Origin of the sequence: Actinomyces sp. oral taxon 448 str. F0400 (genome assembly GCF_000220835.1) — a bacterium.
In the GTDB taxonomy this organism is placed as follows: Bacteria; Actinomycetota; Actinomycetes; order Actinomycetales; family Actinomycetaceae; genus Actinomyces.
In genome coordinates this window covers 2,734,585-2,759,972 of sequence record NZ_GL985606.1, presented here as the reverse complement: position 1 = coordinate 2,759,972, position 25,388 = coordinate 2,734,585, and the positions used below count along the sequence as shown (strand labels likewise).

Below are 25,388 nucleotides of genomic sequence, written 5' to 3'. Positions count from 1 at the left end.
CGCCGCCGGCCCGGGAGCCGGCGGGGCGGCCGAGCGCGCCGATGCGCGCATGCAGGTCAATGTCGCCATCGGCTACGGCGGCCGCCAGGAGATCGCCGATGCCGTACGGGACCTGCTGCGGGAGAGGGCGGACGCCGGCGACAGCCTCGAGGACGTCGCGGCGACGCTGTCCGAGGAGGACATCACCGATCACCTCTACACCAAGGGGCAACCCGACCCGGATCTGGTCATCCGCACCTCCGGCGAGCAGCGGCTCTCCGGCTTCCTGCTGTGGCAGACGGTCCACTCCGAGTTCTACTTCTGCGAAGTCAACTGGCCCGCCTTCCGACGCGTCGATTTCCTGCGCGCACTGCGCGACTATGCGGGACGCCAGCGTCGTCTGGGGCGGTGAGCGGGTCCGAGGTCCAACCCGCCGAGCGGCTCCGACCCGCTCGCACTCTTGTGCGCGACGACCCTCACCCTACGGTGGAGCCACCGGGCGGTCCGACGTCGGGCTCGCCCCTGTGGAAAGGGAGGGCGCCCGTGAGCGCCCGTGCCGAGATCGACATTCCCGTACGAGGTCGACGGCGCCGCTGGCGACCTCAGCCCATCATGTCGATCTCGGCACGGGTGGGCGGGTTCGCGCCGGCGCGTGAGACGGTGATGTCGGCGATCGTCGCCGCGTGGCGCACTACGCGCTCCAGTGTGGTGGTGTCGATGGCGTGCAGGGCCTCGCGCCGATCGGCTCCCACGAGCCCCTCCGACCACAGACCGTCCTCGAGGCCGCCCATGAAGGAATCGCCCGCCCCGACTGTGTCGGCCACGACGACGCTCGGATCCGCGGGCACCTCCAGGCGCAGGCCGGAGGCGGTCAGCGCCAGCGCCCCCTTCTTGCCGCGGGTGACGACGACGACGGCCGGGCCCAGAGCGAGCCAGCCGCGCAGCACGTCCTCGAGCACCGAGTCCCGGGAGGCGTCGACGTCGTAGAACCAGGCGATGTCCTCGTCTGAGCACTTGACCAGGTCCGCCAGGGCCACGAGCCGCTCCACAATGGCGCGGGCCGCGGCAGGTTCGCCCATGAGCTGGGGGCGAGCGTTGGGGTCGTAGCACACGGTCGAGGTGGCGCGGAAATCGGCCAGGACCTTCTCCACCATGGCGGCCCCGGGCGACAGGATTGCCGCGATCGAACCGGTGTGAACGAGCACCGGGGGCTCGGCCCCCTCCGCGCGCGTGGGGTAGGGCGGCTCCCAGCTCAGGTTGAAGAAGTAGGAGGCGCCTCCGTCCGGCCCGATGGTCGCCTCGGCCGTCGATGTGCGTGCGGCGCCGTCCGACCCCGGCGTCAGGCGCACGCCGTCGGCCTCGAGGTGGGCGCGGACGGCCCGGCCCCGTGCGTCGGTGCCGATCCAGCAGTCGAGTTCGGCGTCTCGGCCCAGCCGGGCCAGACCGAGAGCGACGTTGGCGGGCGAGCCCCCCGGAATGTCAGTGGGGGTCTCATTGGGGCGGATGACGACATCGACGAGGGCCTCGCCTATGACGAGGGCTGTTCCTGGGCGGCCGGGGGCGGTCATGATGGCTCCTTGCGGTGGAGGTGGCGGGGGTCAGGAGGGCGCGTTCTCATGCTCGGCGACGGCGGCCAGGCGAGTGCGTGCGTCGTCGAGCCAGGCCTGGCAGCGGGCGGCGAGGGCCTCGCCGCGCTCCCACAGCGTGAGCGCCTCCTCCAGGGGAACCTGACCAGCCTCCAGACGCTGGACGACGGAGACGAGTTCCTCGCGGGCGCGCTCGTAGGGCAGCGTCGCGACATCGGCGTTGGCGTCGGACGGGTCGGGGGCACTGGCGGAGGCGGACGGACTCATGATTCGGATTGTCGCACGTGACCCGCTCCGCGGGTGCCGGTCCGGGCTCCCGAGTCCGAAACGGCGCGGCCCGCCCCGCTCCGCCGGGCCCGGCGGCGTTGATCGCGCCCGCGGTACGGGTCGGTCGCGCCCCGCGCCGAGTCCGGCCCGATCCCGCCGGTTAGTCGTCCGGGGCGTCGGGCGCCGGCCTGGTGGCGCCCACGACCTGCGCCACCATGCGACCCGAGGCGAGCAGCCCTTCGATGAGGTCGCCCTTCGTCACGTCCTCGGCGCTGGTGATGATCTCGCCGCCGGGCTTGCGCACGATGGCGTAGCCGCGGTCGAGCACTCCCTGAGGGGACAGGGCGGTCAGACGCGCGCGGTCGGCGCGCAGGTCGGCCCGGGCCAGCGACAGGGCCGCGCCCACGGCGCGGCGCACGCGTTCGCGGATCTGGTCGAGATCGGCGGCCTTGTCCCGCACGATGATGGCGGGGTCGGCCATGACGGGGCGTTCGCGGACCTGGTCCAGACCTCGCTGCTCGGCTTCCACCCGCGCCGTCAGGACGGCCCGCAGCCGTTCACGCGCGGAGTCCAGTCCGACGGTCTCCTCCGCCAGGTCGGGCACGATGCGTCGGGCGGCGTCGGTCGGAGTCGAGGCCCGGTAGTCGGCCACGAGATCCAGCAGCGGGCAGTCCGTCTCATGCCCGATGGCGGAGACGATCGGGGTGCGGGCCGCGGCGGCGGTTCGCACGAGCCCTTCGTCGCTGAACGGCAGCAGGTCCTCGACGGCGCCTCCGCCGCGAGCGACGACGATGACGTCGACGCGCTCGTCGGCGTCGAGGTCCTGGAGCGCCGCGGACACCTCGTGCACGGCCTGAGCGCCCTGGACCGCGACCTCGCGAATCACGAAGGGGAGGCCCGGCCATCGCGTCCGAGCGTTGACCAGGACGTCGTCCTCGGCTTTGGCGTTCCTGCCGCATACGAGGCCCACCGCGCACGGCAGGAACGGCAGCGGCTGCTTGCGCTCGGGGGCGAACAGGCCCTCGGCCGCCAGCACCCGGCGCAGCTGCTCGATCCTGGCCAGCAGGTCGCCGACGCCGACGGGACGGATGTCATCGGCGCGCAGCTCCAGGGAGCCCCGCTTGGTCCAGAAACGCGGCTTGGCGTGCACGACGACGCGCGCGCCCTCCGTCACCTGCGCGCCCGCGGCCTTCTCCAGGGCCGTCAGGTCGCGGGTGAAGATCGACATCGACATCGACATGTCCGCGTCGACATCGCGCAGCGAGAGGTACTGCATGCCCGAGCCGGGGCGTCGATTGAACTGGACGACCTGGCCCTCGACCCATACATGGGTCATCTTGGCCACGTACTCCTCGATCTTGGACGACAGCAGGCGCAGCGGCCAGGGGTTGTCCGGCGTGGTGTCCCGGGCCAAGCGGGCGAGCGGGGCGCGGGCGGGGTCTGTCGGCTCTGTCGGCACTGTCACGTGCACCACTGTGCCACGTTCTGCTCCGGGGGCGGCCCCCGGCTGTGGCACAGTGGGCGCGTGATCGACCAGCCCACTGCCCCGTCCCCGCAGGTCCCTGCGACCCGCGGGGACGCCGTCAAGAAGATTCTTCTGGCGGCCCCCCGCGGATATTGTGCCGGAGTGGACCGCGCCGTCGATGCCGTTGAGCAGGCGCTGGCGCACTACGGGGCCCCGATTTACGTGCGCAAGGAGATCGTCCACAACAAGTACGTCGTTGAGGCGCTCTCGCGGCGCGGGGCGATCTTCGTTTCGAAGACCGACGAGGTTCCCGAGGGCGCGCGCGTGGTCTTCTCGGCTCACGGCGTCTCCCCGGCGGTGCACGCCCGGGCCGAGGCCCGCCATCTGCGGACGATCGACGCGACGTGTCCGCTGGTGACCAAGGTGCATAAGCAGGCGATCCGCTTCGCCAAGGACGACTACGACATCATTCTGGTCGGTCACACCGGCCATGAGGAGGTTGAGGGCACCCAGGGGGAGGCGCCCGAGCGCATCCAGGTGGTCAACGGCCCCCATGAGGTCGATGCCGTCACGGTGCGCGACCCGGAGAAGGTCGTGTGGATCAGCCAGACGACGTTGAGCGTGGACGAGACCATGGAGACCGTCCGCCTCCTGCGCGAGCGCTTTCCGCATCTGGCCGACCCGCCCGCCGACGACATCTGCTACGCCACTCAGAACCGGCAGGGGGCGGTGAAGACGATCGCTCCGCGCGTGGACGTCATGGTTGTCGTCGGCTCGGGCAACTCATCGAACTCCGTACGCCTCAAGGAGGTCGCCCTCGAGGCGGGCGCACCGGTCGCCTACCGAGTGGACTACGCCCGCGAGCTGGAGGAGTCCTGGTTCGCCGGGGCGAACACGGTGGGGTTGACCTCGGGCGCCTCGGTCCCCGAGATCCTCGTGCGGGAGGTCGTCGAACGCCTCGGCGAGATGGGGTTCGATGAGGTCGAGATGGTGCGCACGGCCACGGAGAAGATCTCCTTCTCGCTGCCGAAGAATCTGCGCGCCGACCTCAGGGCCGCTGCGGGTGGCCGCATGCCGGGGCATCGGCGCGAACCCGTAGCCGGCCACACCTGCTGAACGCGTTCCCGGAGCGCGCCGGTAGCAGATGTCTGCGAGTCGGTTCGGGGGCGAGACCCTCCGCCGTCTTCGCCAGCGCCGGGGACATCCGCGCGGGCGGCTCGGTCGGGTGTCTCAGCCGGCGATGATCCGGGCCAGGCGGGCCCGATCGGTGCAGACCCTGTCGAAGGGGACGATCCAGGCGAGCTCCTCCTCGGGGGTCGTCACCGGGGCGACGAGGCCCTCGGCTCGCAGGCACTCCAAACGCGTGGCGGTGTCCTCGCCCTGGGTCTGCCAGGCGGGCTCCTCGTCGGGGATGACATAGCCTCCCAGCGTCGGGACGGCCCAACGCAGCAGCAGCACGCGGGCACCGGCGCGGCCCGAGACATCGGGGTTGGACGCCAGGGAGGAGGCCACGCCCTTGGCGGAGCCGATGCCAACGACTTCGGCCAGGGCTCCGTAGGTCGTACACATGGCGGGGGTGTACTCGACGAGCCGGGCGACGGCTCTGGCGACGCGCTCGCGGGCCGAGGACGAGGCGGCGGCATCGGCGATGGCGCGGACACGGGCTCCGGTCAGGCGCGCCCTGGCAGCCAGTTCGGAGGAGCTCACCCCGTGAGCCAGGCCGCGCAGGATGAGGCTGTCGCGTTCGTCGCGAAGGGCGGTGAGCTTGGACTGGAGACGCTCCTGCTCGGAGGCGAGCTTCTCCAGGCGGTTGACGATGAGTTCGACCTCGGCGGAGGTGCGGGCTTCCTCCAGCTCGGCGACGGAGATGGGGTGGAACGGAGGGGAGTTCAGGAGGCTCGTAGACATGGCAGGAGACCTTTTCGTAACGGATCAGGGAACGTGGGAAACCCTATATCGTGCGCGGCTCATCTGCCTACATGTGCTTGGAAGGTCGTGGCAACGGGCCGCGTCGAGGGGGCGGAATCGGGCGGGGCGTGCGAGTGTGGGACGAGCATGCACGTAACTTGCTAGTTCATCCCACGCCCGAGCGAGTCGTGGTCGAGACGCAGTGTTTGCCCCGCACGACCGGTCAAATCTCCGTTATCATTCCGTGACCTGCGGGTTCGGCGCGCCCCTCTGCCCGGCGAGCGTCGCCGGCTCGACGGAGCTCGTCCGCATTGAGCCCTCGCATTGTGAGTTACCTCATAGTGCGTGCCTCGGGAGAGGAGCTCGAGCGGAGCCTGGGCGTGATGGGGCTCGTGCGAGCCGTGCTCGACCGGTGGGCGCTCGCGCACGGGTCGGGACGTGCGGCATCGGGCTCAGCGCACTCGCGCTCGCGAGCGAGCGCGCGGGTCGGGGACCGGCGGCGTCTGACGCGAGCGGGCGGTTAGACTCGCGCCGTGGCACTCACCATTGGAATCGTCGGACTGCCCAACGTCGGCAAATCGACCCTGTTCAACGCCCTCACTCGCGCGACGGTGCTCGCAGCGAACTACCCCTTCGCCACGATCGAGCCGAACATCGGCGTCGTCCCGCTGCCCGACACGCGCCTGGAGAGGCTGGCGGAGATTTTCCACAGCGCCAAGGTGGTGCCCGCGACCGTCTCCTTCGTCGATATCGCCGGGATCGTGCGCGGGGCGAGCGAGGGGGAGGGACTGGGCAACCAGTTCCTGGCGAATATTCGCGAGGCCGACGCCGTTTGCGTGGTGACCCGCGCCTTCGACGATCCCGACGTGGCGCACGTGGATGGGAGGGTTGAGCCGGCGTCCGACATCGAGACCATAGCCGCCGAGCTCATCCTCGCCGACATCCAGACGCTGGAGAAGGCCGTCCCGCGTCTGGAGAAGGAGGTGCGCGGCAAGAGGACCGACGCCGCGGTGCTGGAGACCGCACGGGGTGCGCTCGAGGTTCTCGGGGACGGTGTGCTGCTGTCGGCCGGTGCGGCCGCGGCCGGACTGGACGACGACGTGCTGCGCGCCTTCCAGCTCATGACGACCAAGCCCGTCATCCACGTGTTCAATATGGACGACGACGGGATGAATGACGAAGCGAGGCAGAAGCGGCTGCGCGAGCTCGTCGCGCCGGCCGAGGCGATCTTCCTCGACGCCCAGTTCGAGGCTGAGCTGGTGGAGTTGGAGCCTGATGAGGCGGCGGAGATGCTGCATGAGAACGGACAGGCCGAGTCGGGTCTGGACAAGCTGGCGCGCGTCGGGTTCGACGCGCTTGGCCTTCAGACGTTCCTGACCGCGGGGGAGAAGGAATCACGGGCCTGGACGATCCACAAGGGCTGGACGGCTCCGCAGGCGGCGGGTGTCATCCACACGGACTTCGAGCGCGGCTTCATCAAGGCGGAGATCATCTCCTACGAGGACCTTGTGAACTTCGGCTCCGTGGCCGAGGCTCGGGCCCACGGCCGTGTGCGCATGGAGGGCAAGGACTACGTGATGGCCGACGGCGATGTGGTCGAGTTCCGGTTCAATGTGTGATGCGGCTGATCGCGACGCGTGTCGGTGCGATCATCTGCTCATGCCATGACGAGTACGGATTCGGATGCGAGATGCGCAAGGCGCCCGCATCGGCGCCTCCGCTCTCAGCGCCCTGCTGAATGAGTGGCCCGAGAGCGATGCTCTGCTCGGGCGCTCGAGCGCGAATCGGCGGAGCCCGCGACCGCACGGTCGCGGGACTGATGAGAAGACGCCTATGTACACCGAAGGATGATAAGGGTAGCCTCATGTGTGCTGTCGGACGGTAGGCGGCGGATTCTCGGGGAAGGAGACGCCCGTGAAGGGCTACGCGATGCTCAGGATCGGCCGGGCCGGATGGATCGAGAAGAAGGACCCCGTCCCGGGCCCGCATGACGCGATCTGCGCACCGATCGCCCTGGCTCCCTGCTCCTCCGACATCCACACGGTCTACGAGGGGGGTGTCGGCGAGCGCCACAACATGATCCTGGGCCATGAGGCCGTCGGAGAGGTCGTCGAGGTGGGATCGGCGGTCAGGGATATCAGGGTCGGGGACCGGGTGATCATTCCCGCCATCACCCCCGACTGGTCGTCGACGGCCGCGCAAGACGGTTTCCCCATGCACTCCGGCGTCGCGCTGGGCGGATGGAAGTTCTCCAATACCAAGGACGGGGTTTTCGCCGAATACATCCACGTCAACGACGCCGACGCGAACCTGGCGGTGCTGCCGGGGGAGATCAGCCCGGAGACGGCCGTCATGCTCTCGGACATGGCGACCACCGGCCTGCACGGTGCGGAACTGGCTCAGATCACCCCGGGGGATTCTGTTGTGGTTATCGGTATCGGGCCGGTCGGTCTGATGTCCGTCGCGGGTGCGGTGATCCTCGGTGCGGGCCGGCTCTTCGCCGTCGGGTCCCGGCCCAGGTGTATCGAGGTCGCCGAGGAGTTCGGGGCGACCGACATCGTCAACTACCGCGAAGGCGACATCGTCGACCAGGTTCTGGAGGCGACCCGCGGGGAGAGGGTCGATCGTGTAGTTGTGGCGGGTGGCGACCTGGGAACCTTCCAGCAGGCTTTCGATATCCTCAAGCCCGGAGGCAAGGTGGGGAATGTCAACTACCTGGGTGAGGGGGACTACATCACCATCAGCCGGGAGTCGAGTCTGGTCGGCATGGGGCACAAGCAGCTCATCGGAGGGCTGACTCCCGGCGGTCGACGCCGCATGGAGCGGATGGCCAACCTGGTGCTCGCCGGGCGCATCCACCCCGAGAGGATGATCACTCACCGCTTCGAGGGCCTGGAGGCCGTGGAACGGGGAGTGGAGCTCATGCGCACTAAGCCGCGTGACCTGATCAAGCCCGTTATCGTGGTCTGAGCCGAACGCGCCGTTGAGGGTGCTGAGGGACCGGGCTCGGCCGCCCGTCGTCATCAGGACGGCACGCACGTGCCCCTCTGGACAACCCGCCTGCTGGACGACCCGCGATCCCGCCCGACCCCGGCTGCGCAGAGGTTGCGCGTGCCGGTGGCCGAGCTGGTCGGGTGCTTGGGCGGACACCGCCCTGACGGCCATGGTCGCCGAGCGCCGGTCCCAGCACCGCAACCGCATGATTGCGCGGGAGCGCCCGGCGGGCGTTCCGGAGCAGCGCCGAGATCAGGGGCAGGTGAAGGTGAGGCTGAAGGGCTTGGTTGCCGAGGAATCACTGGCGGAGGCCCCGATGTTGCCGGTGACCGTGTACGTCGACCCCTCGACGACGGCCTCGGCATCACCGGCCCCCCATTCCTTCGTGTAGTTGAGCGTCTCGCCGTCGACGGAGGTGATCGTGACCAGTGAGACGCTGCCCGTGCCGTCGATGACCGCACTGGCAGTGGTGGAGGCGGTACTCAGAGCCTGGGAGGTGGACGCGGCTGCGACGCTCGTCCCGCCGTCCGCCGACGGGCCGCAGGAGACCCCTACCTGATCGATCGTGAGGGTCTGATCGTCCACCGTGCCGGAGAACGAGCCCCCGACCTGCGCATTGGCCGGTGAGGTGGACTGGCCGTCGGCTCCGCCATTGCTCGTTGCCGCACCGCCCGTCGTCTGCTCCTGAGACGGCTTGGATGCGTTCTCACTGCTGCCGCCACCGCTGCTCCCGCCGCTTCCACAGGCGGCGAGGCTGAATGCCAGGGCGGCGCCCGTCGCGACGACGGCGGTCTTCCTGCTGAGGGACTTCATATGATGGAGAATCCTTGTCTACGTGTCCTGGTGATGGAGCGCGATCGAGGCTAGTCGAGGTGCCGGCGCTCGTCCGGCTACCCGTGCCGCCAAGGATAATAGCGGCGGGCGCGGCACCTGTCATCGACAGGTCGGAGAGGGGCGGCCATTCGCGTTGTCGGCGTCGGGTGGTCCCCGCCCGTCCCGTTTTGATCGAATTCATGCCGATGTGAGAGCCTCGGAGGCTGTTGCCGACCGGAGGGGGCCGCCTGTGACCGGACCATCAGCTCGGGTCCGTTCCCCGCAACCGGAATCCTCGGCGGAGGGGGCCTCCAGCCTGACCATCCGCATCGGGCCGCAGGAGCTGGTCATCCGACGCCGCTACGAGGCGGCCAGCATCGTCAATGACGTCCTCATCGGATTGTGGTTCCTGATCGGCAGTGTTTTCTTCTTCTTCGACTCGCTCACGAGGGCGGGCACGGTGCTGTTCGTCATCGGCTCGGTGGAGATGCTCATCCGCCCCGTCGTCCGTCTCGCACGGCACCTCCACCTCCAGAGACTCCACCGCGGCTCCGCGGGGGTGGGCGCCGCGGACTTCTGATGCGCGGTTTCCGGTTCTGCTGCAATGGCGGTCGGCTGGCGGTCGGCCGCGGGGCTTTCCGCTGCAGCCGACCGCCGCCCACCGTGGGTCTGGGCGCTCAGCCGGTCATTCGGCGGCCAGGGCCGCCGACGGCGCCACTTTAACGGCCCGCGCCGCCGGAGCCAGCGAGGCCAGCCAGCCGGCCAGCATCGCCACGCCCGCGATGAGCACGATCCGCGCCCAGGGAATGGCCACCACCAGCGTCACGTTGGAGGCGATCATGCCCTTGCAGCCGATGATTCCGTACACGGCGCCCAGCGCCAGGCCGATGACGGTCGCCACCGCGGCCAGAGTCACCGATTCCCAGGCGACCATTGAGCGCACCTGCCCCCTCGTCATGCCCAGCGCCCGCAGCAGCCCGAGCTCCCGGGCGCGTTCAAGCACCGAGAGACTGAGCGTGTTGCCCACGCCGATCACCGCGATGATGACGGCGACGGCGAGCAGGGCGGTGGCGACGATCAGAACGACGTCGATGATCTGCTGGTATTTCTCGCGGGCGACCGCGCCGCTGGTGATCTCCGCCCCCTGAAGCCCATCGATCCTGCCGATATCCCGGGTGACCCTGCTCGCATCGGCGTTGTCGGCGTAACGGGCCCAGACTCCGTTCGAGGCGTCGGGGGCGAGGGCGGCCAGAACGTCCGGGGCGACGACAGCCGTGTCCTGGAGGGAGTCGTCGATTCGCGCGGTCAGCTCCATGCTCGCATCCCCGTCGTGCAGGACGACCCGCTGACCGTCGTGGAAGTCCTTGCCGCCGATGAGGATCTGATCGTCCGACTCGACCCGGGGCGTGTGCGAGGCACGGGAGACCCGGGCCGCCTCCCCGCTCACGCCGATCGTGGTGATCTCGGCGTTCGCGCCGTCGGCGGTGGCCCGCATCTGAGCGCTCGGCACGAGCGCGGCTCCGGTGACACCGTCCACAGAACGGATTCTCTCCAGCACAGTCTGGTCGACTCCCTGCTCGGTGCGGATGGAGGCGTCCAGCGGGTACTGGTCGCTGAGCGCCCGGTCGATGGTCGACTGCGAGGTGGCCGCACCGATGGTGAGGGAGCTGATGAGCGTCACGCCGACGAGCAGGGCGTTAGCGGTCGCCGCGGCGCGTCCGGGATCGCGCCGCGAGTTCGACACGGCGAGCTCTCCCGAGACGCCGGATCGCCTCAGAGGCGCTCCGATGACCCTGGCCAGGGCGGGGATGATGCCGCGACCCAGGACGAGGACGCCCAGGAAACTCGTGGCGGCGCCGGCCATGACCGTCAGCAGAGTCCTGAGCGCCCCTCCCGTGTCGCTGCCGCCGGACGTGCGCCAGCCGTAGACCAGCAGTGCGCCGCCGGCCGCGGCCAGCAGCATGCCGACGACGGCGCGCACGGGCCCCAGGCTCTTGACCTCTCGGGCGGCCAGTTCGGGATGCAGGGCGGCGAGCGGGGCCACGGCGGTGGCCCGTCGGGCGGCGCCGATCGAGGACAGGAGGGTGACGATAACGCCCGCGATGAACGGCGCGATGAGAGCCGCCGCGCTCGCGGCGAAGACCACCGGAGTTGTCAGGGGGTTCTGGCCGAGGCTCAGCAGGAGCCGGCTGAGGCCGTAGCCGACGAGCACGCCGACCGCCGAGCCGACCGCGCCGAGGGCGAGGGCCTCGCCGATGACGGTGGCGAACACCTGCCCCCTGGTCGCGCCGACGCAGCGCATCAGGGCCAGCTGCCGGGAGCGCTGGGAGACGAGGATCGAGAAGGTGTTGGCGATGACCATCAGCGAGACGAACAGGGAGATGACGCCGAAAGCGAGCACGGCGTTCTTGATAGAAGATGCTCCGGCGCCCAGTTGGTCCACCTGGTGGCGGATCTCCTCGGCGCCGGTGCGGACCTCGGCGCCGATCGACTCGACCGAGTCCAGCTGGCTGACGGAGGACTTGAGGGCCTGCGGGTCGCCGCCGTAGGCCATGACGGTGTCATAGCCCTCGTACCCGGCCACGGCCATGACCGCGGCGTCGGTGCCGAAGGCGAAGGGCTCTTTCGTGGACGAGACGGCGTCGGGCCCCGCATCGATGATCCCGACGACACGGAAACTGCGCTCCCCGCCCCAGGCGCCGTGCAGGACGACGTCGTCGCCCGGTTCGAGACCGAGGGCGGAGCTCATGACGGTGTTGATGGTCAGCTCGTCGTCGGCCGCGGCCGGGCGACCCTGGGTGAGTTTCGTCCGCTCGGTCATAGGCGGCTGGTTCTGGATGAGGAGCTGGGCCTGCGCGCCCTCGTCCAGCGTCCAGGCGTAGCCGGTGATGATGGCCCGCGTTCCGGTGACGCCGGGCTGAGCGGCCAGATCCTCGACGACCTGATCGGAGACCCGCTGCGCATCTGCGGGGTCCTGCTGCTCGCCTTCGTCCTGCGCGGAGTCGACGGCGACGGAGGCGTCCCCGACCTTCCCAGCGGCCATGTCGCGTACGGACTGGTCGAGTGAACTGCCGAGCAGAAGGGCGACGGTGATGAAGGTCACTCCCAGGATGATGGCGATGCCGGCGCTCAGGAGCCGGCGCGGCTGACGCAGCATCAGAGCGCACCTCCCTCGGGGAGGGCCTGCGCCCGGGAGCGCGCAGCGTCTCGGTGGATCTGCTCGTCGGCGACGATCCGCCCGTCGGCCAGTCGCAGTAGGCGGTCGGCGTAACCGGCGGCGTGGGGGTCGTGGGTGACCATGACGAGCGTCTGACCGAGTTCATGGACGCAGCGTGTGAGGAACTCGAGCAGCTCGTCGGAGGAGACCGAGTCGAGGGCGCCGGTGGGCTCGTCGGCGAAGATGACGTCGGGCCGGGTGATGAGTGCGCGGGCGGCGGCGACGCGCTGGGCCTGACCGCCGGACAGCTCGCCGGGGCGGTGGCCCAGGCGGTCGGCCAGTCCGAGCACCCCCACGACCATGTCGAACCAGTCCTGGTCGGCCTTGGCGCGAGCCAGCTTGAGCGGCAGCAGGATGTTCTCGTAGGCGGTCATCGTCGGCAGAAGGTTGAACGACTGGAAGATGAAGCCGATGCGCCGTCGACGCAGCAGGGTGAGCGCCTTGTCGTTGAGGGTCGTGGTGTCCACCCGGCCGATGACCACTCGGCCCTCACTCGGAGTGTCAAGACCGGCGGCGCAGTGCATGAGCGTCGACTTGCCCGAGCCGGACGGTCCCATGATCGCGGTGAACTGGCCGCTTCGGAAATCGACTGTGACACGGTCGAGGGCCACGACGCGGGCGTCCGCCCGGCCGTAGACCTTGGTCAGATCCTCGGTGTGTACGGCGGCCGTTGGAGGGTGAGGCTGCGAGGTTGTCGTCATCATGGTGGTCCTTGTCGTCGAGACTGTCAGTGGGCGGCGGGAGGATCTCTGCGCCGCCAGTGACTCGATCGTCCCGGCGGGCCTCCTCATCGCGCATCAGATGCGGATCTGACCCGAGGTTCGTCCCACGGGTGGAAGCGGAGCGGGTGAGGATCGGCCGATCGGCGGGGGACCGGCCTGACAGCGATGTGCTCCGAGGCCGCGCGCAGCCTGCCGTCCCATTCCCTCGTCGGGAGCGGGACGCAGTGAGTACGGGTCTGCCCGGCTTCAGCCTCGGGGCCTGACCAGGCCGGCGTCGTAGGCGAAGACGACCATGTGCACGCGGTCGCGCAGCCCCAGCTTGGTCAGGACATGACCCACATGCGTCTTGATGGTGGCCTCGCTGAGGAAGAGTTTGCCGGCTATCTCCGAGTTGTTGAGCCCCTGGCCGACTAGGCCCAGCACCTCGCGCTCCCGCTCGGTGAGCGCCGCCAGGCGCTGGGCGGCGGTGCCGCTCCGGTCCGGCGGGGGCAGCGTGGGGATGAAGCGCTCTAGCAGACGGCGGGTCGCGCTGGGGGCGACAACCGCTTCACCGGAGGCGACGGCGCGGATCGCCGCCAGGAGCTCAGCCGGGCCGGCGTCCTTGAGCAGGAAGCCCGAGGCGCCGGCCTGCAACGCGGAATAGACGTACTCATCCAGGTCGAAGGTGGTCAGCACGAGTACCTTCGTGCTGGTGGCCGCTGTGATCGCCTCGGTGGCGACCACGCCGTTCAGACGCGGCATGCGGATGTCCATGAGGACGAGATCGGGCCGTTGATCGGCCTCGGCGCCGAGGACGGCGTCCACGGCGTCCCGACCGTCGCCCACCTCGCCGACGACGGTCATCTCCTGCTGAGCGTCGAGCACCATGCGGAAGCCCGCACGGACCATTTCCTGATCGTCGGCCAGCAGGAGTCTGATGGTCTCGTTCATACGTTCATCCTCATCAGATCAGTGATATGGAGCGGCTGGGGCGGAGCGTCGGAGCGCCCGGACCGTGCAGCGCGGCCGTCTTCACCGTGCTTTCATCGTGCTCCGCGCCTCGCCGACCGGAATGGTCGCGAGCACCTCGAAGCCGTCGCCCGACCGCGGCCGCGCCGTGAGCGTACCGTTGAAAGGCGCCACACGTTCACGCATTCCGATCAGACCGTGTCCGTGGCCGTCATCGGCAGCGGCGGCACGGCCGTCGTCGCGGACGCTGATCGCCAGGCCGGCGTCCGTATGGCTGACGCGGACCCGAACGCGCACGTGCGGCCCGCCGTGCTTGATTGCATTGGTCAGCGACTCCTGGACGATGCGGTAGGCGGCCGTTTCGCGGGCGGCGTCGAGCGGGGCGTGCGCGTCCGGGGAGCCGACGACGACGTAGTCGACGTCCAGCCCGGAGGCCCGCGCGGATTCGACGAGCCCGCCGACTTCGTTCAGTCGCGGCTGCGGGGCCGTTTCAGGCGTTTCGCCTTCGCGCAGGACGCCGACCAGAGCGCGGGTCTGCGACAGGGCCTCGTGCGAGGCGGTGCCGATGCGTCTGAGGGCCTCGCGGGCCAGCGCCAGCTTGGCGGCGTCGGCACCCGGCTGGTCCAATGCGTAGATCGCGCCGTCGGTCTGGACGACGATGACGCTCAGCGAGTGGGCGACCACGTCGTGCATCTCGCGAGCGATACGGGAGCGCTCCTGCTCGGCGGCCAGCTGCGCGAACCGGTCGCGCTCGGCGGCGAGGGCCTTGGCGCGGTCCCTGAGAGTTCTCACGGTCAGCAGGCGCTCGCGGGCGAGGGCGCCCAGCAGCCAGCTGGCGATGATTGAAACGACCAGGGCGATGAGGAGGACGAGGAGAACGTAGAGCTGAGCGTTGTCGTTGGTCGCGTAGTTGACCCGGTACTCCTCGGTCCAGCTGAAGGAGGCCGCCAGCGAGGCGGCGAGGCCCAGGATCAGCCACAGCCTGCGCGCACGCCTGCTGCCGTAGGCGGCGATCGCGAACTCCATGACCAGGACCGAGATGTTCTGGGGCAGGATGAAGGGGAAGGCGGCCAGCTGCACCAGGTGCGGGATGGCCAGCAGGGTGCAGGCCAGTGCGGGCCGGGTGCGGCGCCAGAGGAGGGGCACGGCGTACGCGAAGGTCCAGGCCACCACGAACAGCGCCCCGACCGCGTTGTGGGGCAGCAGCCGCGGACCTACGACGCCGCGCTCGCCGAGAAGGGCGGGCAGGGGGAGCGTCGAGAGCAGTGCCATGAGGACGGCCCCGATGGCGTCGCCCGCCATGGGGCGCGGGCCGAACCGGCCGGTCAGGCGTTCGAGCGTCATACGGCAAGGCTACGGGCGGGACGCCTCGGCGCGGAGCATCCATCTGCGCGGGATCGGCCGCGGCTGCGCGCGGATGGGGACTGCGCGGGCCCGCGACGTCGAAGTCGGCGCCGGGGGACAATCCTCCCATGCGGATCACGGGCATCGACCACCTCGTTCTCACCGTCTCCTCCATTACGTGCGCGATCCCGACCAGAACCTCATCGAGCTCGCTTTCTACGACACGGCCCGAGGGCGCGGAGCCGACTGACTGAATGGTCGGTCCCGATCATCACCGTCGTGAGGCCCAGGTTCTGCGGGCATGGCCGCGGGGCCCGTCGAGGACGGGACGGCCCCGCCGGCCGTGCGCCAGCGCAGTGCACAGGGCTCCACAGACCGGCTCCCGTGCCTGATGGAGCCGATTGTCCACAGGTCGGACACCCGACCGGGCGCTCGACCGGCGGGTGCGCGATCCTGACGCCATGGGAATTCGCTACTACGCATACGCTTTCGATGCCGACCGGACTGCGGAGGCCCTCGCCTCCCCTCGTCTCTTCTTGTCCTCCGACCCGCTCGCCGACGCCTGGGGCCTCGAGCGCGGAGCCAGGTGCGGTGCGGCGACCTTCCGACAGGCCGTGCCCGACAGGGACATGCTCTACCTCGACAAGGCCTGGGGCGCTCTTCAGAACCTGACTCGCTCCCGACCGGACGGCGACGGGCCCCGGCCGTCCTACCGCATGTTCGAGGGCGGGGTCGATATGAACGCCGGTTTTAGCGGATGGAAGCCGTGGATGAGGCCTCTGACCCTCGGCGAGGTGAAGGTGATCGCCCGGGATCTGGAGGAGCTGTGCCGCGAGCTCGGCCCGGAGCCGCCGCCCGACGAGGGCGGGGGTTCGGACGGCGGTGAACCCGTCTCCCCGTACGTCCTCCATTACCTCCATCGGGCCCGACGTTTCGCCTCCGGTTTGGTCGAAGACGGCCGTGGCATGGTCTACATGATCGGCTGACTCCGGTCCTCCGCCCGCTCCCGAGCGGCGCGGGTGCACGGCGGGATGCTCCGCTCAGCCGGTGAGGACGGGGCGTCGGTCGGCCCGTCCCCGGGGGGGCGAGCGCGCCCGCGAGAGGGCGTGAGCGGTGGAGGCCCGCCTAGCGCTCGTCGTCGAGCACCTCGACCTCCACCACCCCGTCCACCATGGACAGGGCGGACACGAGGTCCGAGATGCCCTTCCTGCCATCCACTCGCATGTCGATGACGGCTCCCCTCCACTCCATCCGCGTAATCTGACGGCTCGCCGTCACCATGGACTCGAAGTCCATTTCGGACGCCTTGAGCAGGAGGGCCCGGAGAACGCCCTTCCCGTCGACGTACGTGATCCGCAGCCTGCCCTCGGTCCCTCGGCGGATCAGGCGGCGGGCGATGGGTGCCACGGCGAGGATGGCGAGGAAGTACAGAAGCACGATGAGGGCGGCGACGGCGATCATTCCCGCCCCGCATGACATTCCGACGGCGGCGGCCACCCAGATCGCGCTCGCCGTTGTCAGGCCTCGTACGCTGTCGTGCTCGAAGAAGATCACACCCGCGCCGATGAAGCCGATTCCTGAGACCACCTGCGCCGCGATCCGCGACGCGTCCCACCGCATATTGCCCGTGAGCGTCGCCGGAGCACCGTACAGCGACACCAGGGTGAACAAGCAGCTCCCCAGTCCTACGAGGATGTGGGTTCTCATGCCCGCGTCCTTGTGGTGCACCTCGCGCTCCAGTCCGATGAGGCCGCAGAAGAGCACGACGAAAAGAGCGGGCACGACTTCCTGAGCGGACGGTGCATGGAACAGGGTCATCTCGGGCTCACCTCCGCGGTCCATGACAGCGCTCGACGTGCTCGAGCCTACGCGCGCGGGACCCGCCCCGCCGTGTTCCCCGGGTTGTGACCGGCTCTTTCCGGCTTCCGGTGGGCGCGGCCGGCGAGGCGGAACATGGGCGGGCGAGCCCGGGTCGGCACGGCGTGACCAACGTCGCGCGTTTCTGCATGGAGTGCAACTCTGCACTGAGTGCATGATGTGGTCGTGTCTTCGATCGATCTACGCAGCGTCCACACGCGCCGCACCCGCGCCGCCATCCGGGCGGCCGCGCTCACCCTGACCCGCGACCGCGGCTACGCCGCCATGACGATTGACGACGTCGCCGCACTCGCCGGGGTCTCCCGCCGGACCGTCTTCAACCACTTCTCCTCCAAGGCCGATCTCCTCGTCGTCGGTATGGAGCCCCCCGAACCCGCGTCGATCGAGGCTTTCGTATCCGGCGACGGTACCCTGCTGGAGGATCTTGGAGACCTCCTGGTCGCCGGCGCCGAGTCGGTCGAGTCGGAACGCGGATGGCTCCTGTCCTTCCCCGAGGTCGTCCGCGACAATCCCGAGGTGGGGCGCGCCATTCACGAGCGCTTGAGAGCGATCGCCGCCTCCCTGGCCGAGGCCGCCGGCCGACGCCTCGGAACGACGTCCGACGACCCCCGCTCCCGGGCCGTGGTCGCTCTCGCCATGGCGATTCAGCGCTCGGCCATGGACCTGTGGACCGATGACGGCCCCCGCGGCGAGGAGTCCGAGACGCCCCCGGAGCGTCGGAGCGCTCCGGGCGGGCCGCAGGGGGCCCGACTGGTCGCCGCCATCCGCACCATGACCGCGGCCGTGGATGACGTCCTGTCCGCTCGCCGAGGACTCGATGAGCCCGTATCGCGTCCCCCTGATTGATCGCCCCGCCTGCGGCGCTCGCGCGTCTCATCGGATTCGTGCGCTGCGTCGACTCTCACACGCATCTGACAAGCAATCCCCGACAAGCAAAGGCAATGCTCGTGACTCAGTCCGCCCCGACGTCGGCCCGTGCCGACACGCCCTCCGCCGAGGCGGGGGGCGACTTCCGCCCGGATCGCCGCTTCTGGGCGGTCTACGCCTCGCTCCTGGTCGTCATGTTCCTGTCCGCCATGGACCAGACGATCGTGGGCACCGCGCTGCCCACCATTGTGGGCGATCTCGGCGGCGCCAGCCACATGGCCTGGATCCTCACCGCCTACACCCTGGCCATCACTGTCGCCATGCCCGTGTACGGCAAGCTCGGCGACCTCGTGGGCCGCAAGAATCTCTTCCTTGTGGCCATCGGTCTGTTCCTCGCCGGTTCGGCCCTGTGCGGCACCGCCTCGGGTATGGCCCAGCTCATCGTCTACCGCGCCCTTCAGGGCCTGGGTGGCGGCGGCCTCATGATCTCCTCCCAGGCGATCACCGGCGACCTCATTCCGCCACGCGTGCGCGGAACCTACATGGCCCCCATGGGCGCCATGTTCGGCATCGCCTCCATTCTGGGCCCGATCGCGGGCGGCTGGCTGACCGACTCTGTCTCCTGGCGCTGGGCCTTCTGGATCAACCTGCCGCTGGGCGTTCTGGCCTTCATCGCCATCGCCTTCGTGCTCCGTCTGCCGACCAGCCGCCTGACCAGTCCCATCGACTGGTGGGGCCTGACTCTGATGGATGCCGGCGCCGCGGCCCTCGTCCTCATGGCCACCTGGGGCGGCAACCAGTACGGGTGGACCAGCCCCGTCATCATCTGCCTGGGCGTGGCGGGCCTGGTCTGCTGGGGACTTTTCATGTTCGCGCAGACTCGCGCCGTCGACCCGATCCTTCCCTGGGCGATCTTGACCAATCGCACATTCATCGTGGCCACCGTCGTGGGCATGCTCGCCATGGGCGGGATGATCGGCGTCATGAGCTATCTGCCCACCTACCTGCAGATGGTCTACGGCTATTCGGCCACCGCGTCGGGACTGCTCCTGGTTCCCATGACCGTCGGCATACTTCTCGCCTCGCTTCTCTCCGGTGTCCTGGTGGCCCGCACCAACCGGTACAGGATCTACCCGATCGCCGGCACGCTCATCGCCGCGGCGGCCTCCTTCTGGCTCTTCCGCCTGACGACGTCGTCGCCCGTCTGGGAGATCTCGGCGGCCACCTTCGTCATGGGCGCGGGGATCGGCTTGTTCTTCCAGCTCCTGGTCACGGTCGTCCAGAACGCCATTCCGGCCCGGCATCTGGGAACGGCCACCAGCGGCAACAACTTCTTCCGCGAGGTCGCTGTGTCGCTCGGAGCCTCACTCATCGGCGCGGCCTTCTCCTCGGGTCTGACCTCCAACCTCGCCGACCGGATCGGGGCACTGGCTCGCAGCTCCGACCCGGCGGTGACCGCCGCGCTGGCGCAGTTCCAGGGGCAGGACACGTCCTCGCTCACCCCGGCCCTCGTCAACCAGTTGCCGGCCGCGCTGCACGACGCCGTTGCCAACTCCTACGCCGATGCTCTTCTGCCGATCTTCGGCTGGATGATCCCGCTGTTCGTGGCCACGGCCGGCGTCGCACTGCTCCTGCCGGAGGTTCCTCTCTCCCGCAAGACGGGTATGGAGCAGGTCGCCGAGGCGGAGGCCGCGGACGAAGGCGGGCCGTGGCCTGCGGCGGCGGACTCCCCTGAGCGGCCCGGAGCGGACGCCGAGCAGGCCGGCGCCGAGACGGGGACCGAGTCCGGCTGAGAGCGGGTCGGCCGGTCACGCGTTAGAGCGGCGGGATGAATCCGGCCCAAAGTCGCGTCGGCCCTCGAGGAGGGGGCCCTCGGCCCAGGCCACCTCGCCGTCGGCCAGCCCTGGAAGCGCTTCGCCCGAGACGATGAGGCGGGCCCGCTCCCAGGGTCTGTCCGCCGCGAGGAAAGGACGTTCATGGCTCATCCACCGGTGCCAGAACTGAACGGACTCATTGGCGTCACCGTTCGTGCCCTCCCGGATGTCCCGCGCGATGCCGCGCTTCTGGGCGACATCGTCATCGGTCTGCACCCAGATGTGCAGGTCGACGAGGTCGGCGACGGCCCGCATCCCCGAGCCGGTGCCCTCCACGATGACGAGTGGCGCGCCCGTCGTGATGGTCAGCGACCCATCGCGTCCGTGAGACCGCCATGCCGGGGGAATCAGGGCGAGGGCGCCGTCGCGGCGCAGGTCGGTGAGCGCGGCGACGAGCAGGTGATCCCATTCGAACAGAGGCTCGTTCCAATCGAGATCGTCGATGCGCAGCACCTGTGCGCCGGGGATGGCGGCGACAAGTCGGGAGGTGATCGTGGTCTTGCCGGCACCGCTGCGCCCGTCCACTGCGATGATCCCCGGTCGGCCGGGATGCGGTCCGACGAGTGCGAGGACGTGCTCGGTCAGGGCGCGCATCCCGCCGGTGCACCAGGCCGCTATCGCCGGCTCCTCGGGCTGGAGCGCCACGTGATCACGAGCCGGCAGGATGCGTCGCGGCCCGGTCTCCGGCGCGGAGCCGGAGGAGCCGGATGGTGCTGCGTCGGGTGGGGGAGGAGAGGACATGGATTCATGCTAGTGGTCGAGCGCGCCGCACCCGGCCGTGCGGGACGGGGCGATTGAGTCCTCCCCGGGCAGGGCTCCGGTGCACGGGGCCATCCGGCGCGCCGCCGGTGGGCTACCGGTCGAGTCGGGGCAGGTGGCGGGCCAGGCGCAGCCAGGCGGCCATCGCCGACGCCCACCGCTCCCCGTCGGCGCCCGGCGGCGCCTGAAGGGGCGCAAGATGCTGGACGGCGACGGTCTGGCTCTGAGTGTACTTGACGATCCCCTCGACGCCGTGGCGGCGGCCGAGTCCCGAGGCCCCCATCCCGCCCATAGGGGCCGCCGTCGAGCCCCATGCCGCCGCGTATCCCTCGTTGACATTGACGGTTCCAGCGCGGATCCGCCCGGCCAGCTCGGCGCCGGCATGCCGATCGGCCGTCCACACCGAGGCGTTGAGCCCGTAGGGCGAGGCGTTCGCCAGTCGGACGGCCTCCTCATCCCCGGACACGCGGTACAGGCAGGCCACCGGCCCGAAGGTCTCGGCGGCGTGGAGGTCCATGTCCTCGGTGACGCCGGTCAGCAGCGTCGGGGCGTAGGCCGTGGGGGAGAGCTCCGGCAGAGCGCGCCCCCCGGTCAGTACGGTGGCGCCCTTGGCGACGGCGTCCGACACGTGAGCGGCGACCTTGGCGAGATGCTCGGGGCTGATGAGCGGGCCCATATCAGCCCCCCACCCCATTGCGGCGCCCACGCGCAGGGCCCGCGTCGCCCGCACGAAAGCGGGGACGAACCGGTCCCATACGGCCTCGTGGACGTAGACGCGCTCGATGGAGACGCACAGCTGGCCGGCGTTGGAGAAGCAGGCGCCGACGGCGCCCCGCACCGTGCGGGCCACGGGGGCGTCGGCCCGTACGATGAGAGGGTTCTTCCCGCCGAGCTCGGCCGAGACGGGGATGAGACGGGCTCCCGCCCGGGAGGCCACCGCCGAGCCGGTGGCTGAGGAGCCCGTGAACATGAGGGCGTCGACGGCGTCGATGAGCGACTCCCCGAGCGCGGCGCCCGGCCCGGTGACGACCTGAAGCAGGTCGGGGTCCGCGCCAGCGCGCCTCAGGAGCGAATGAACGGCCAGGGCTGTGAAGGGGGTGGCCGAATCGGGTTTGAGGACGACCGCGTTGCCCGCCATGAGCGCCGCCACGGCGTCGGAGGCGGCCAGCGTCAGCGGATAGTTCCACGGCGAGATGATGCCGACGACGCCGAGCGGTCTGTGATGGACTGTGGTCCTCGTCAGCCCCGGCACGGCCCCGCGGCGCCGTTCGGCGGCGAGGTGCCGGGCTCCCGTGCGGGCGTAGTAGCGGGCGGTGATGGCGGTGTCGGCCAGCTCCTCGAAGGCGTGGGTTCGGGCCTTGCCCGATTCCCACTGGACGAGGTCGAGGAGAGGGGCGCGCAGCCTCCAGATGAGGTCGTGGAGAGCGAGTAGCACTCGGGCGCGCCTGCGCATCGGCGCACGTCGCCAACGGCTCTGCGCGGTGCGCGAGCGCCGGACCGCCCGGGCGACGTCGTCCGCTTCCAGACGAGGGACCCGGCCGATGAGCGAACCGGTCAACGGCGAAACGACGTCAATGGCACCGCCGCTCCCCTCGCTGAGGGTTGTCCCGTCGTCCACGCCGAGAGCCCGCAGCGCGGCGCGGCCGCGGACGTCGTCGTCCGGTCCGCCGTCTGCGGCCGCACGTCCCCGGTGCTTCGCGGATCCGCCGGGGAGCGTCGCCTCGGTCGGGCGGGAGCGCGCGCTTGCCGGGGTCGGCGGCTGGACGGGCGGCGTGGTCATTGAGAGGCCTCCTCGGCGGTCGGGGCGAGCGCCGCCCGATCCCGGCGCCGCGCTCGCCCGCACGAGATGGGGCGGCCGCGGCTCGGATGCCGGCGGCGACCGGACGCCATTATAGTGAGCGACGGCTCACACTCCCGTGCTGGCGGAGGCGCGGGGCCGCCGCGGGCCCGGCGGTGTCAGAGCCCCGCGGCGAGAGCGGTGCCGGCCGACAGCCAGGCGCGGCGCGTGGACAGCATCAGGGAGTCGAGGATGAGGGGTCGCCCGGCCATGGCCGAGTCGTAGGGGATACCGACGGCGGCGCGGGCGATCTCAGTGAACGTGGAGACGAGTCGAGTCGGGGGCGGTTCGGCCTTGGAGTCCTGGGAGACGACGACCAGGGCGTTCTCCGCCAGACGCGCCGCGTGGGCGTCCGCGCCCGCCAGTTCGGCCAGGAGGAGGCGGGCGGACTCGGCGTGGTCGGGCCGGGTGATGGTGGGGACCACGATGGCGTCGGCGCATGCGATCATGGCGCGCCACTGCGGGCTGGACTCGTCGTTGCCGGAGTCGACGACCACGAGTCGGTAGTACTTGGTCAACACGGAGTGAACGGCGTCGAAGCTGTCCGCGCCGGCGTCGGCCTGCGCGTCGGCGAGGACTTCGGGCCGGCTGCGCAGCACGTCGTAGCGGTCCTCGCGTTGATGGTGGACGAACCCGGAGATCTCGGCGGCCTGGGCCTGCGGGGACAGGAGGTGGTCGATGTGCGGCAGCAGGTCGATGACCGTGGCGTCGTGCGGCCCCTGCTGCGTGCGCCAGCCCAGTGTGCCGCGTGTGGAGTTGTTGTCGTAGGCGACTACGCCGGCGCCGCCGTAGCGCGCGAAGACAGCCGCCAGCAGGATCGCGGTCGGCGTCTTGCCCGCGCCTCCCTTGCCGTTGACCACGGCGATGGTGCGCGGCCCCGCCCAGTGCTGGGCGACGGCGGCGACGTCGGCCCGCTCGGCCCGCTCGCGCGCAGCGGGCGCCAGGTGGAGCCCGAGCTGGTTCAGGACTCCGCGCAGGCCGGTGGTGGCGGGGGCCTCGTTGGTGATCTCGGTGAGCAGCGACGTCGAGCGCGCCTGCTCGCGCGGGTCGTATTCGGGCGGGTCGTACTCGGGCGGGGTCGATGACGGCACCGGCTCCGCGGGTGGCGCGGGCGCGGGCATCGTCATCGGCGCGGAGGCCGGCGACGCCGTCGGAGGGGACGCCGGCGCCGGCGGGGAAGACGGCGCCGGCGGGGAAGACGACGCCGGCGGGGAGGCGGAGAGCGCCGTCGGCGGGGAGGTCGGTGACGGCGCGGGCCTGGTCCGCTCAGGCCGCGGATCCGCGCGGGGCACGGCGCGGAATGAGGCCGTGTCGGTCGCCCGGGGCGGGACCTGAGGGGGCAGGCCGTGACCGGCGGTCTCGGGGGTGAACGAGCCTGGGACGGGTGCCTCGCGTCGCAGCCGCCGGCGGGTCGGGGGCTGCGACGCCGAGTCGTGCACGGCCGGCAGCCTGCTCGTCGACCGGGATGCCGAGGGCCGTTGGGGCTCGGGCGCCGAGCGGGTCCGGGCCTGTCGGGTCGCCGAATGCCGTTGAGGCGCGGGTGAGGTCGGTGCCCCCTCGGTGATGACGGTGCCGTCGGGGTGGACCGCCACGCGCCAGCTCCCGACGGGGTCGGTGATGACGGTCGAGATCGGATGCCCGAGAGCCTTGGCGTTACGGGACAGGTGGGCGACGACGGCGGCCCGCGCCTCCTGCGGGGACGGCTGGCTCAGGTCCATCTCGACGCCTCCGAGATTGACACGCGCATGGCCCTCGGAGCTCAGCGAGACCTCGGCTCGGGGCCACTCGGTTGCGGTGCTCATGTACCTGTCCTTCGTGTCGTCGGTCGTCGGTCAGCGGGTCGTCGCCCCGGGGGCTGACGGCTCCGCGAGCGCTGCGCGGTGAGCGCATGATGTTGCGTGGGCTCAGGGACGCCGAGATCTTGTGTTGCGGCGATGCGGCGGTGGAGGTCAATGAGGGGTCGACGAAGGCTCGGATAGCCGACGAACCGATCGGGGTCGGGCGTCGCCGAGCCCTTATTGGCATCTTCACGTTGCGATCGTCACGAGTGGAGCGTACCGCGAGAGTTCCGGACGCAACCATTCGACTCTCGAGCAGCTACGCGTACGGGTCGTTGGCAAACCCCGTATATTGACGACGAATGTTAGTTATCACACGCAGCGCGGAGTCGTGCGGCGTGCGTGAGTAGACAGCGGCGCGGAATCATTCGCCGTCTGCGGCGGACGGGATGCGCGAGAGCGGTGAGGAAGGCGGTGGCGGCCGTGATCACTCCCATCAGGGGCCTGCCCGGAGGGGCGGGGGCGTGAGAGAACACGAGAACAAGGCGCATGGCGGCGGAGTGTCGGGCCCGCCGCATGCGGACGGCGGCGCGGTTCCCGGGCGGGTGCGGACCGATCGGCTCGGCCGCGCCCACGTGGAGCGGGCTCGCAGTTTCTCCCCGGAGGACTGCCCCGTGCCGGCCCGGCGTCGCCACGGTCCGGTCGAGACCGGTTGGGAGGATGCGGACGACGAGTCGTCGCGGCGTCGGGTGCTCGACGACGCGATGGCCGGCCCCAGCCCGGTCACCGCGCCGGACCCCGAGGACCGGGACCGCGTCCTCATGACGTGGACGGTGCGGGAGCCGGGGGCCGTCTCGGTCCTCCTGGACGCCAACGGCCTCTTCGCCGCGGGCGGCGTCGAAGCTCTCACCATGACGCGACTGGCGGGCACTGACGTGTGGACCTGCACCTGGTCGGTGCCGGCGGACTGGTGCGCGAGCTACGGCATCGCGGCGTGGAGGGGCCGAGGCGCTCCACCATGGTGCGGTCTGGACGGGCGCCCCGCCCGCCTCGCCATCATGCGTGCGGCCGGGCCGGACCCGCGCGCCTCGCGCACGGTCGCCGGATCCTTCGGGCCGGCCCGCTCGGTGGCGGCGGGGCCGGATGCCCCGG

At 70.5% G+C, this 25,388-nt stretch carries 22 protein-coding genes; 9 read left to right on the top strand and 13 right to left on the bottom strand.

Features of this window, described 5'->3' with window-relative positions:
* Positions 1–391 (top strand): polyprenyl diphosphate synthase (gene uppS, locus HMPREF9062_RS13725; protein WP_009750357.1); only part of this gene is annotated, 391 nt, incomplete at its 5' end.
* A gap of 190 nt (positions 392–581) precedes the next feature.
* Here uppS and HMPREF9062_RS11655 read toward each other — a convergent pair.
* The 3 genes from HMPREF9062_RS11655 to xseA form a co-directional block, all read right to left on the bottom strand.
* Positions 582–1,547, bottom strand: coding sequence for a carbohydrate kinase family protein (locus tag HMPREF9062_RS11655; RefSeq protein ID WP_009750356.1), 966 nt, complete (start codon positions 1,545–1,547; stop codon positions 582–584).
* A 30-nt stretch (positions 1,548–1,577) separates the two neighbouring features.
* Positions 1,578–1,832, bottom strand: coding sequence for an exodeoxyribonuclease VII small subunit (locus HMPREF9062_RS11650; RefSeq protein WP_009750355.1), 255 nt, complete (start codon positions 1,830–1,832; stop codon positions 1,578–1,580).
* A 160-nt stretch (positions 1,833–1,992) separates the two neighbouring features.
* A complete protein-coding gene (gene xseA / locus HMPREF9062_RS11645) occupies positions 1,993–3,306 on the bottom strand; it encodes an exodeoxyribonuclease VII large subunit (protein ID WP_009750354.1) in 1,314 nt (437 codons plus the stop codon).
* A gap of 51 nt (positions 3,307–3,357) precedes the next feature.
* Here xseA and HMPREF9062_RS11640 point away from each other — a divergent pair, with 51 nt between their 5' ends.
* Complete coding sequence (locus HMPREF9062_RS11640; protein ID WP_009750353.1) at positions 3,358–4,413, top strand: 4-hydroxy-3-methylbut-2-enyl diphosphate reductase; 1,056 nt, start codon at positions 3,358–3,360, stop codon at positions 4,411–4,413.
* Positions 4,414–4,527: 114 nt separating this feature from the next.
* On the opposite strand, the gene HMPREF9062_RS11635 is transcribed toward HMPREF9062_RS11640, so the two are convergent.
* Positions 4,528–5,205, bottom strand: a complete 678-nt coding sequence (locus HMPREF9062_RS11635; protein WP_009750352.1) for a hypothetical protein — start codon at positions 5,203–5,205, stop codon at positions 4,528–4,530.
* A 533-nt stretch (positions 5,206–5,738) separates the two neighbouring features.
* Between HMPREF9062_RS11635 and ychF the strand changes: the two genes are divergently transcribed.
* Together ychF and HMPREF9062_RS11625 are read left to right on the top strand one after the other, a co-directional pair.
* Positions 5,739–6,824: a redox-regulated ATPase YchF gene (ychF, locus tag HMPREF9062_RS11630; protein WP_009750350.1), complete on the top strand. Its 1,086-nt coding sequence runs from the start codon at positions 5,739–5,741 to the stop codon at positions 6,822–6,824.
* 295 nt (positions 6,825–7,119) lie between these two features.
* Positions 7,120–8,175, top strand: coding sequence for an NAD(P)-dependent alcohol dehydrogenase (locus HMPREF9062_RS11625; RefSeq protein ID WP_009750348.1), 1,056 nt, complete (start codon positions 7,120–7,122; stop codon positions 8,173–8,175).
* Positions 8,176–8,451: 276 nt separating this feature from the next.
* Here HMPREF9062_RS11625 and HMPREF9062_RS11620 read toward each other — a convergent pair whose 3' ends face one another.
* On the bottom strand, positions 8,452–9,012 hold the full coding sequence (locus tag HMPREF9062_RS11620; protein ID WP_009750347.1) for a lipoprotein LpqH: 561 nt from the start codon (positions 9,010–9,012) through the stop codon (positions 8,452–8,454).
* 250 nt (positions 9,013–9,262) lie between these two features.
* Between HMPREF9062_RS11620 and HMPREF9062_RS11615 the strand changes: the two genes are divergently transcribed.
* Complete coding sequence (locus HMPREF9062_RS11615; protein ID WP_009750346.1) at positions 9,263–9,592, top strand: YrhK family protein; 330 nt, start codon at positions 9,263–9,265, stop codon at positions 9,590–9,592.
* Between the two features lie 105 nt (positions 9,593–9,697).
* On the opposite strand, the gene HMPREF9062_RS11610 is transcribed toward HMPREF9062_RS11615, so the two are convergent.
* The 4 genes from HMPREF9062_RS11610 to HMPREF9062_RS11595 form a co-directional block, all read right to left on the bottom strand.
* On the bottom strand, positions 9,698–12,169 hold the full coding sequence (locus tag HMPREF9062_RS11610; protein ID WP_009750345.1) for an ABC transporter permease: 2,472 nt from the start codon (positions 12,167–12,169) through the stop codon (positions 9,698–9,700).
* The gene (locus tag HMPREF9062_RS11605; RefSeq protein ID WP_009750344.1) at positions 12,169–12,933 is read right to left on the bottom strand and encodes an ABC transporter ATP-binding protein; all 765 of its coding nucleotides are present in this window, start codon (positions 12,931–12,933) and stop codon (positions 12,169–12,171) included. The genes HMPREF9062_RS11610 and HMPREF9062_RS11605 overlap by 1 nt, the downstream gene beginning before the upstream one ends.
* Positions 12,934–13,197: 264 nt before the next feature.
* Positions 13,198–13,881 (bottom strand): response regulator, encoded by a 684-nt coding sequence (locus HMPREF9062_RS11600; protein ID WP_009750343.1) that lies wholly within the window; start codon positions 13,879–13,881, stop codon positions 13,198–13,200.
* Between the two features lie 81 nt (positions 13,882–13,962).
* Positions 13,963–15,243, bottom strand: a complete 1,281-nt coding sequence (locus tag HMPREF9062_RS11595) for a sensor histidine kinase (RefSeq protein WP_009750342.1) — start codon at positions 15,241–15,243, stop codon at positions 13,963–13,965.
* Positions 15,244–15,704: 461 nt separating this feature from the next.
* Between HMPREF9062_RS11595 and HMPREF9062_RS11585 the strand changes: the two genes are divergently transcribed.
* Positions 15,705–16,229: a hypothetical protein gene (locus HMPREF9062_RS11585; protein WP_009750340.1), complete on the top strand. Its 525-nt coding sequence runs from the start codon at positions 15,705–15,707 to the stop codon at positions 16,227–16,229.
* 139 nt (positions 16,230–16,368) lie between these two features.
* On the opposite strand, the gene HMPREF9062_RS11580 is transcribed toward HMPREF9062_RS11585, so the two are convergent.
* Complete coding sequence (locus HMPREF9062_RS11580; RefSeq protein WP_156790036.1) at positions 16,369–17,061, bottom strand: MgtC/SapB family protein; 693 nt, start codon at positions 17,059–17,061, stop codon at positions 16,369–16,371.
* A 225-nt stretch (positions 17,062–17,286) separates the two neighbouring features.
* On the opposite strand from HMPREF9062_RS11580, the gene HMPREF9062_RS11575 reads away from it, so the two are divergent.
* Positions 17,287–17,967 carry a TetR/AcrR family transcriptional regulator gene (locus tag HMPREF9062_RS11575; protein WP_050795290.1) on the top strand — a complete coding sequence of 227 codons (681 nt, stop codon included), beginning with the start codon at positions 17,287–17,289 and terminating at the stop codon, positions 17,965–17,967.
* Between the two features lie 95 nt (positions 17,968–18,062).
* Positions 18,063–19,781, top strand: a complete 1,719-nt coding sequence (locus tag HMPREF9062_RS11570; RefSeq protein WP_156790035.1) for an MDR family MFS transporter — start codon at positions 18,063–18,065, stop codon at positions 19,779–19,781.
* Between the two features lie 15 nt (positions 19,782–19,796).
* Here the strand turns inward: HMPREF9062_RS11570 and HMPREF9062_RS11565 are convergent, their stop codons facing one another.
* The 3 genes from HMPREF9062_RS11565 to HMPREF9062_RS11555 all read right to left on the bottom strand — a co-directional run bounded on the left by HMPREF9062_RS11565 (position 19,797) and on the right by HMPREF9062_RS11555 (position 24,260).
* Complete coding sequence (locus HMPREF9062_RS11565; RefSeq protein ID WP_009750336.1) at positions 19,797–20,507, bottom strand: uridine kinase family protein; 711 nt, start codon at positions 20,505–20,507, stop codon at positions 19,797–19,799.
* Positions 20,508–20,715: 208 nt separating this feature from the next.
* Positions 20,716–22,401, bottom strand: a complete 1,686-nt coding sequence (locus tag HMPREF9062_RS11560; protein WP_009750335.1) for a succinic semialdehyde dehydrogenase — start codon at positions 22,399–22,401, stop codon at positions 20,716–20,718.
* A 176-nt stretch (positions 22,402–22,577) separates the two neighbouring features.
* Complete coding sequence (locus tag HMPREF9062_RS11555; RefSeq protein WP_009750334.1) at positions 22,578–24,260, bottom strand: ParA family protein; 1,683 nt, start codon at positions 24,258–24,260, stop codon at positions 22,578–22,580.
* Between the two features lie 500 nt (positions 24,261–24,760).
* Here HMPREF9062_RS11555 and HMPREF9062_RS11550 point away from each other — a divergent pair.
* Positions 24,761–25,388: enterochelin esterase domain-containing protein (locus HMPREF9062_RS11550; protein ID WP_172634848.1), on the top strand; the 628-nt coding region annotated here is incomplete at its 3' end.

Excerpts from the sequence above, each read along its gene's own strand:
- HMPREF9062_RS11655 (WP_009750356.1), bottom strand. The coding sequence starts at position 1,547 with ATGACCGCCCCCGGCCGCCCAGGAACAGCCCTCGTCATAGGCGAGGCC.
- HMPREF9062_RS11650 (WP_009750355.1), bottom strand. The coding sequence starts at position 1,832 with ATGAGTCCGTCCGCCTCCGCCAGTGCCCCCGACCCGTCCGACGCCAAC.
- HMPREF9062_RS11635 (WP_009750352.1), bottom strand. The coding sequence starts at position 5,205 with ATGTCTACGAGCCTCCTGAACTCCCCTCCGTTCCACCCCATCTCCGTC.
- HMPREF9062_RS11620 (WP_009750347.1), bottom strand. The coding sequence starts at position 9,012 with ATGAAGTCCCTCAGCAGGAAGACCGCCGTCGTCGCGACGGGCGCCGCC.
- HMPREF9062_RS11610 (WP_009750345.1), bottom strand. The coding sequence starts at position 12,169 with ATGCTGCGTCAGCCGCGCCGGCTCCTGAGCGCCGGCATCGCCATCATC.
- HMPREF9062_RS11605 (WP_009750344.1), bottom strand. The coding sequence starts at position 12,933 with ATGATGACGACAACCTCGCAGCCTCACCCTCCAACGGCCGCCGTACAC.
- HMPREF9062_RS11600 (WP_009750343.1), bottom strand. The coding sequence starts at position 13,881 with ATGAACGAGACCATCAGACTCCTGCTGGCCGACGATCAGGAAATGGTC.
- HMPREF9062_RS11595 (WP_009750342.1), bottom strand. The coding sequence starts at position 15,243 with ATGACGCTCGAACGCCTGACCGGCCGGTTCGGCCCGCGCCCCATGGCG.
- HMPREF9062_RS11585 (WP_009750340.1), top strand. The coding sequence starts at position 15,705 with ATGGGAATTCGCTACTACGCATACGCTTTCGATGCCGACCGGACTGCG.
- HMPREF9062_RS11580 (WP_156790036.1), bottom strand. The coding sequence starts at position 17,061 with ATGACCCTGTTCCATGCACCGTCCGCTCAGGAAGTCGTGCCCGCTCTT.
- HMPREF9062_RS11570 (WP_156790035.1), top strand. The coding sequence starts at position 18,063 with ATGCTCGTGACTCAGTCCGCCCCGACGTCGGCCCGTGCCGACACGCCC.
- HMPREF9062_RS11560 (WP_009750335.1), bottom strand. The coding sequence starts at position 22,401 with ATGACCACGCCGCCCGTCCAGCCGCCGACCCCGGCAAGCGCGCGCTCC.
- HMPREF9062_RS11555 (WP_009750334.1), bottom strand. The coding sequence starts at position 24,260 with ATGAGCACCGCAACCGAGTGGCCCCGAGCCGAGGTCTCGCTGAGCTCC.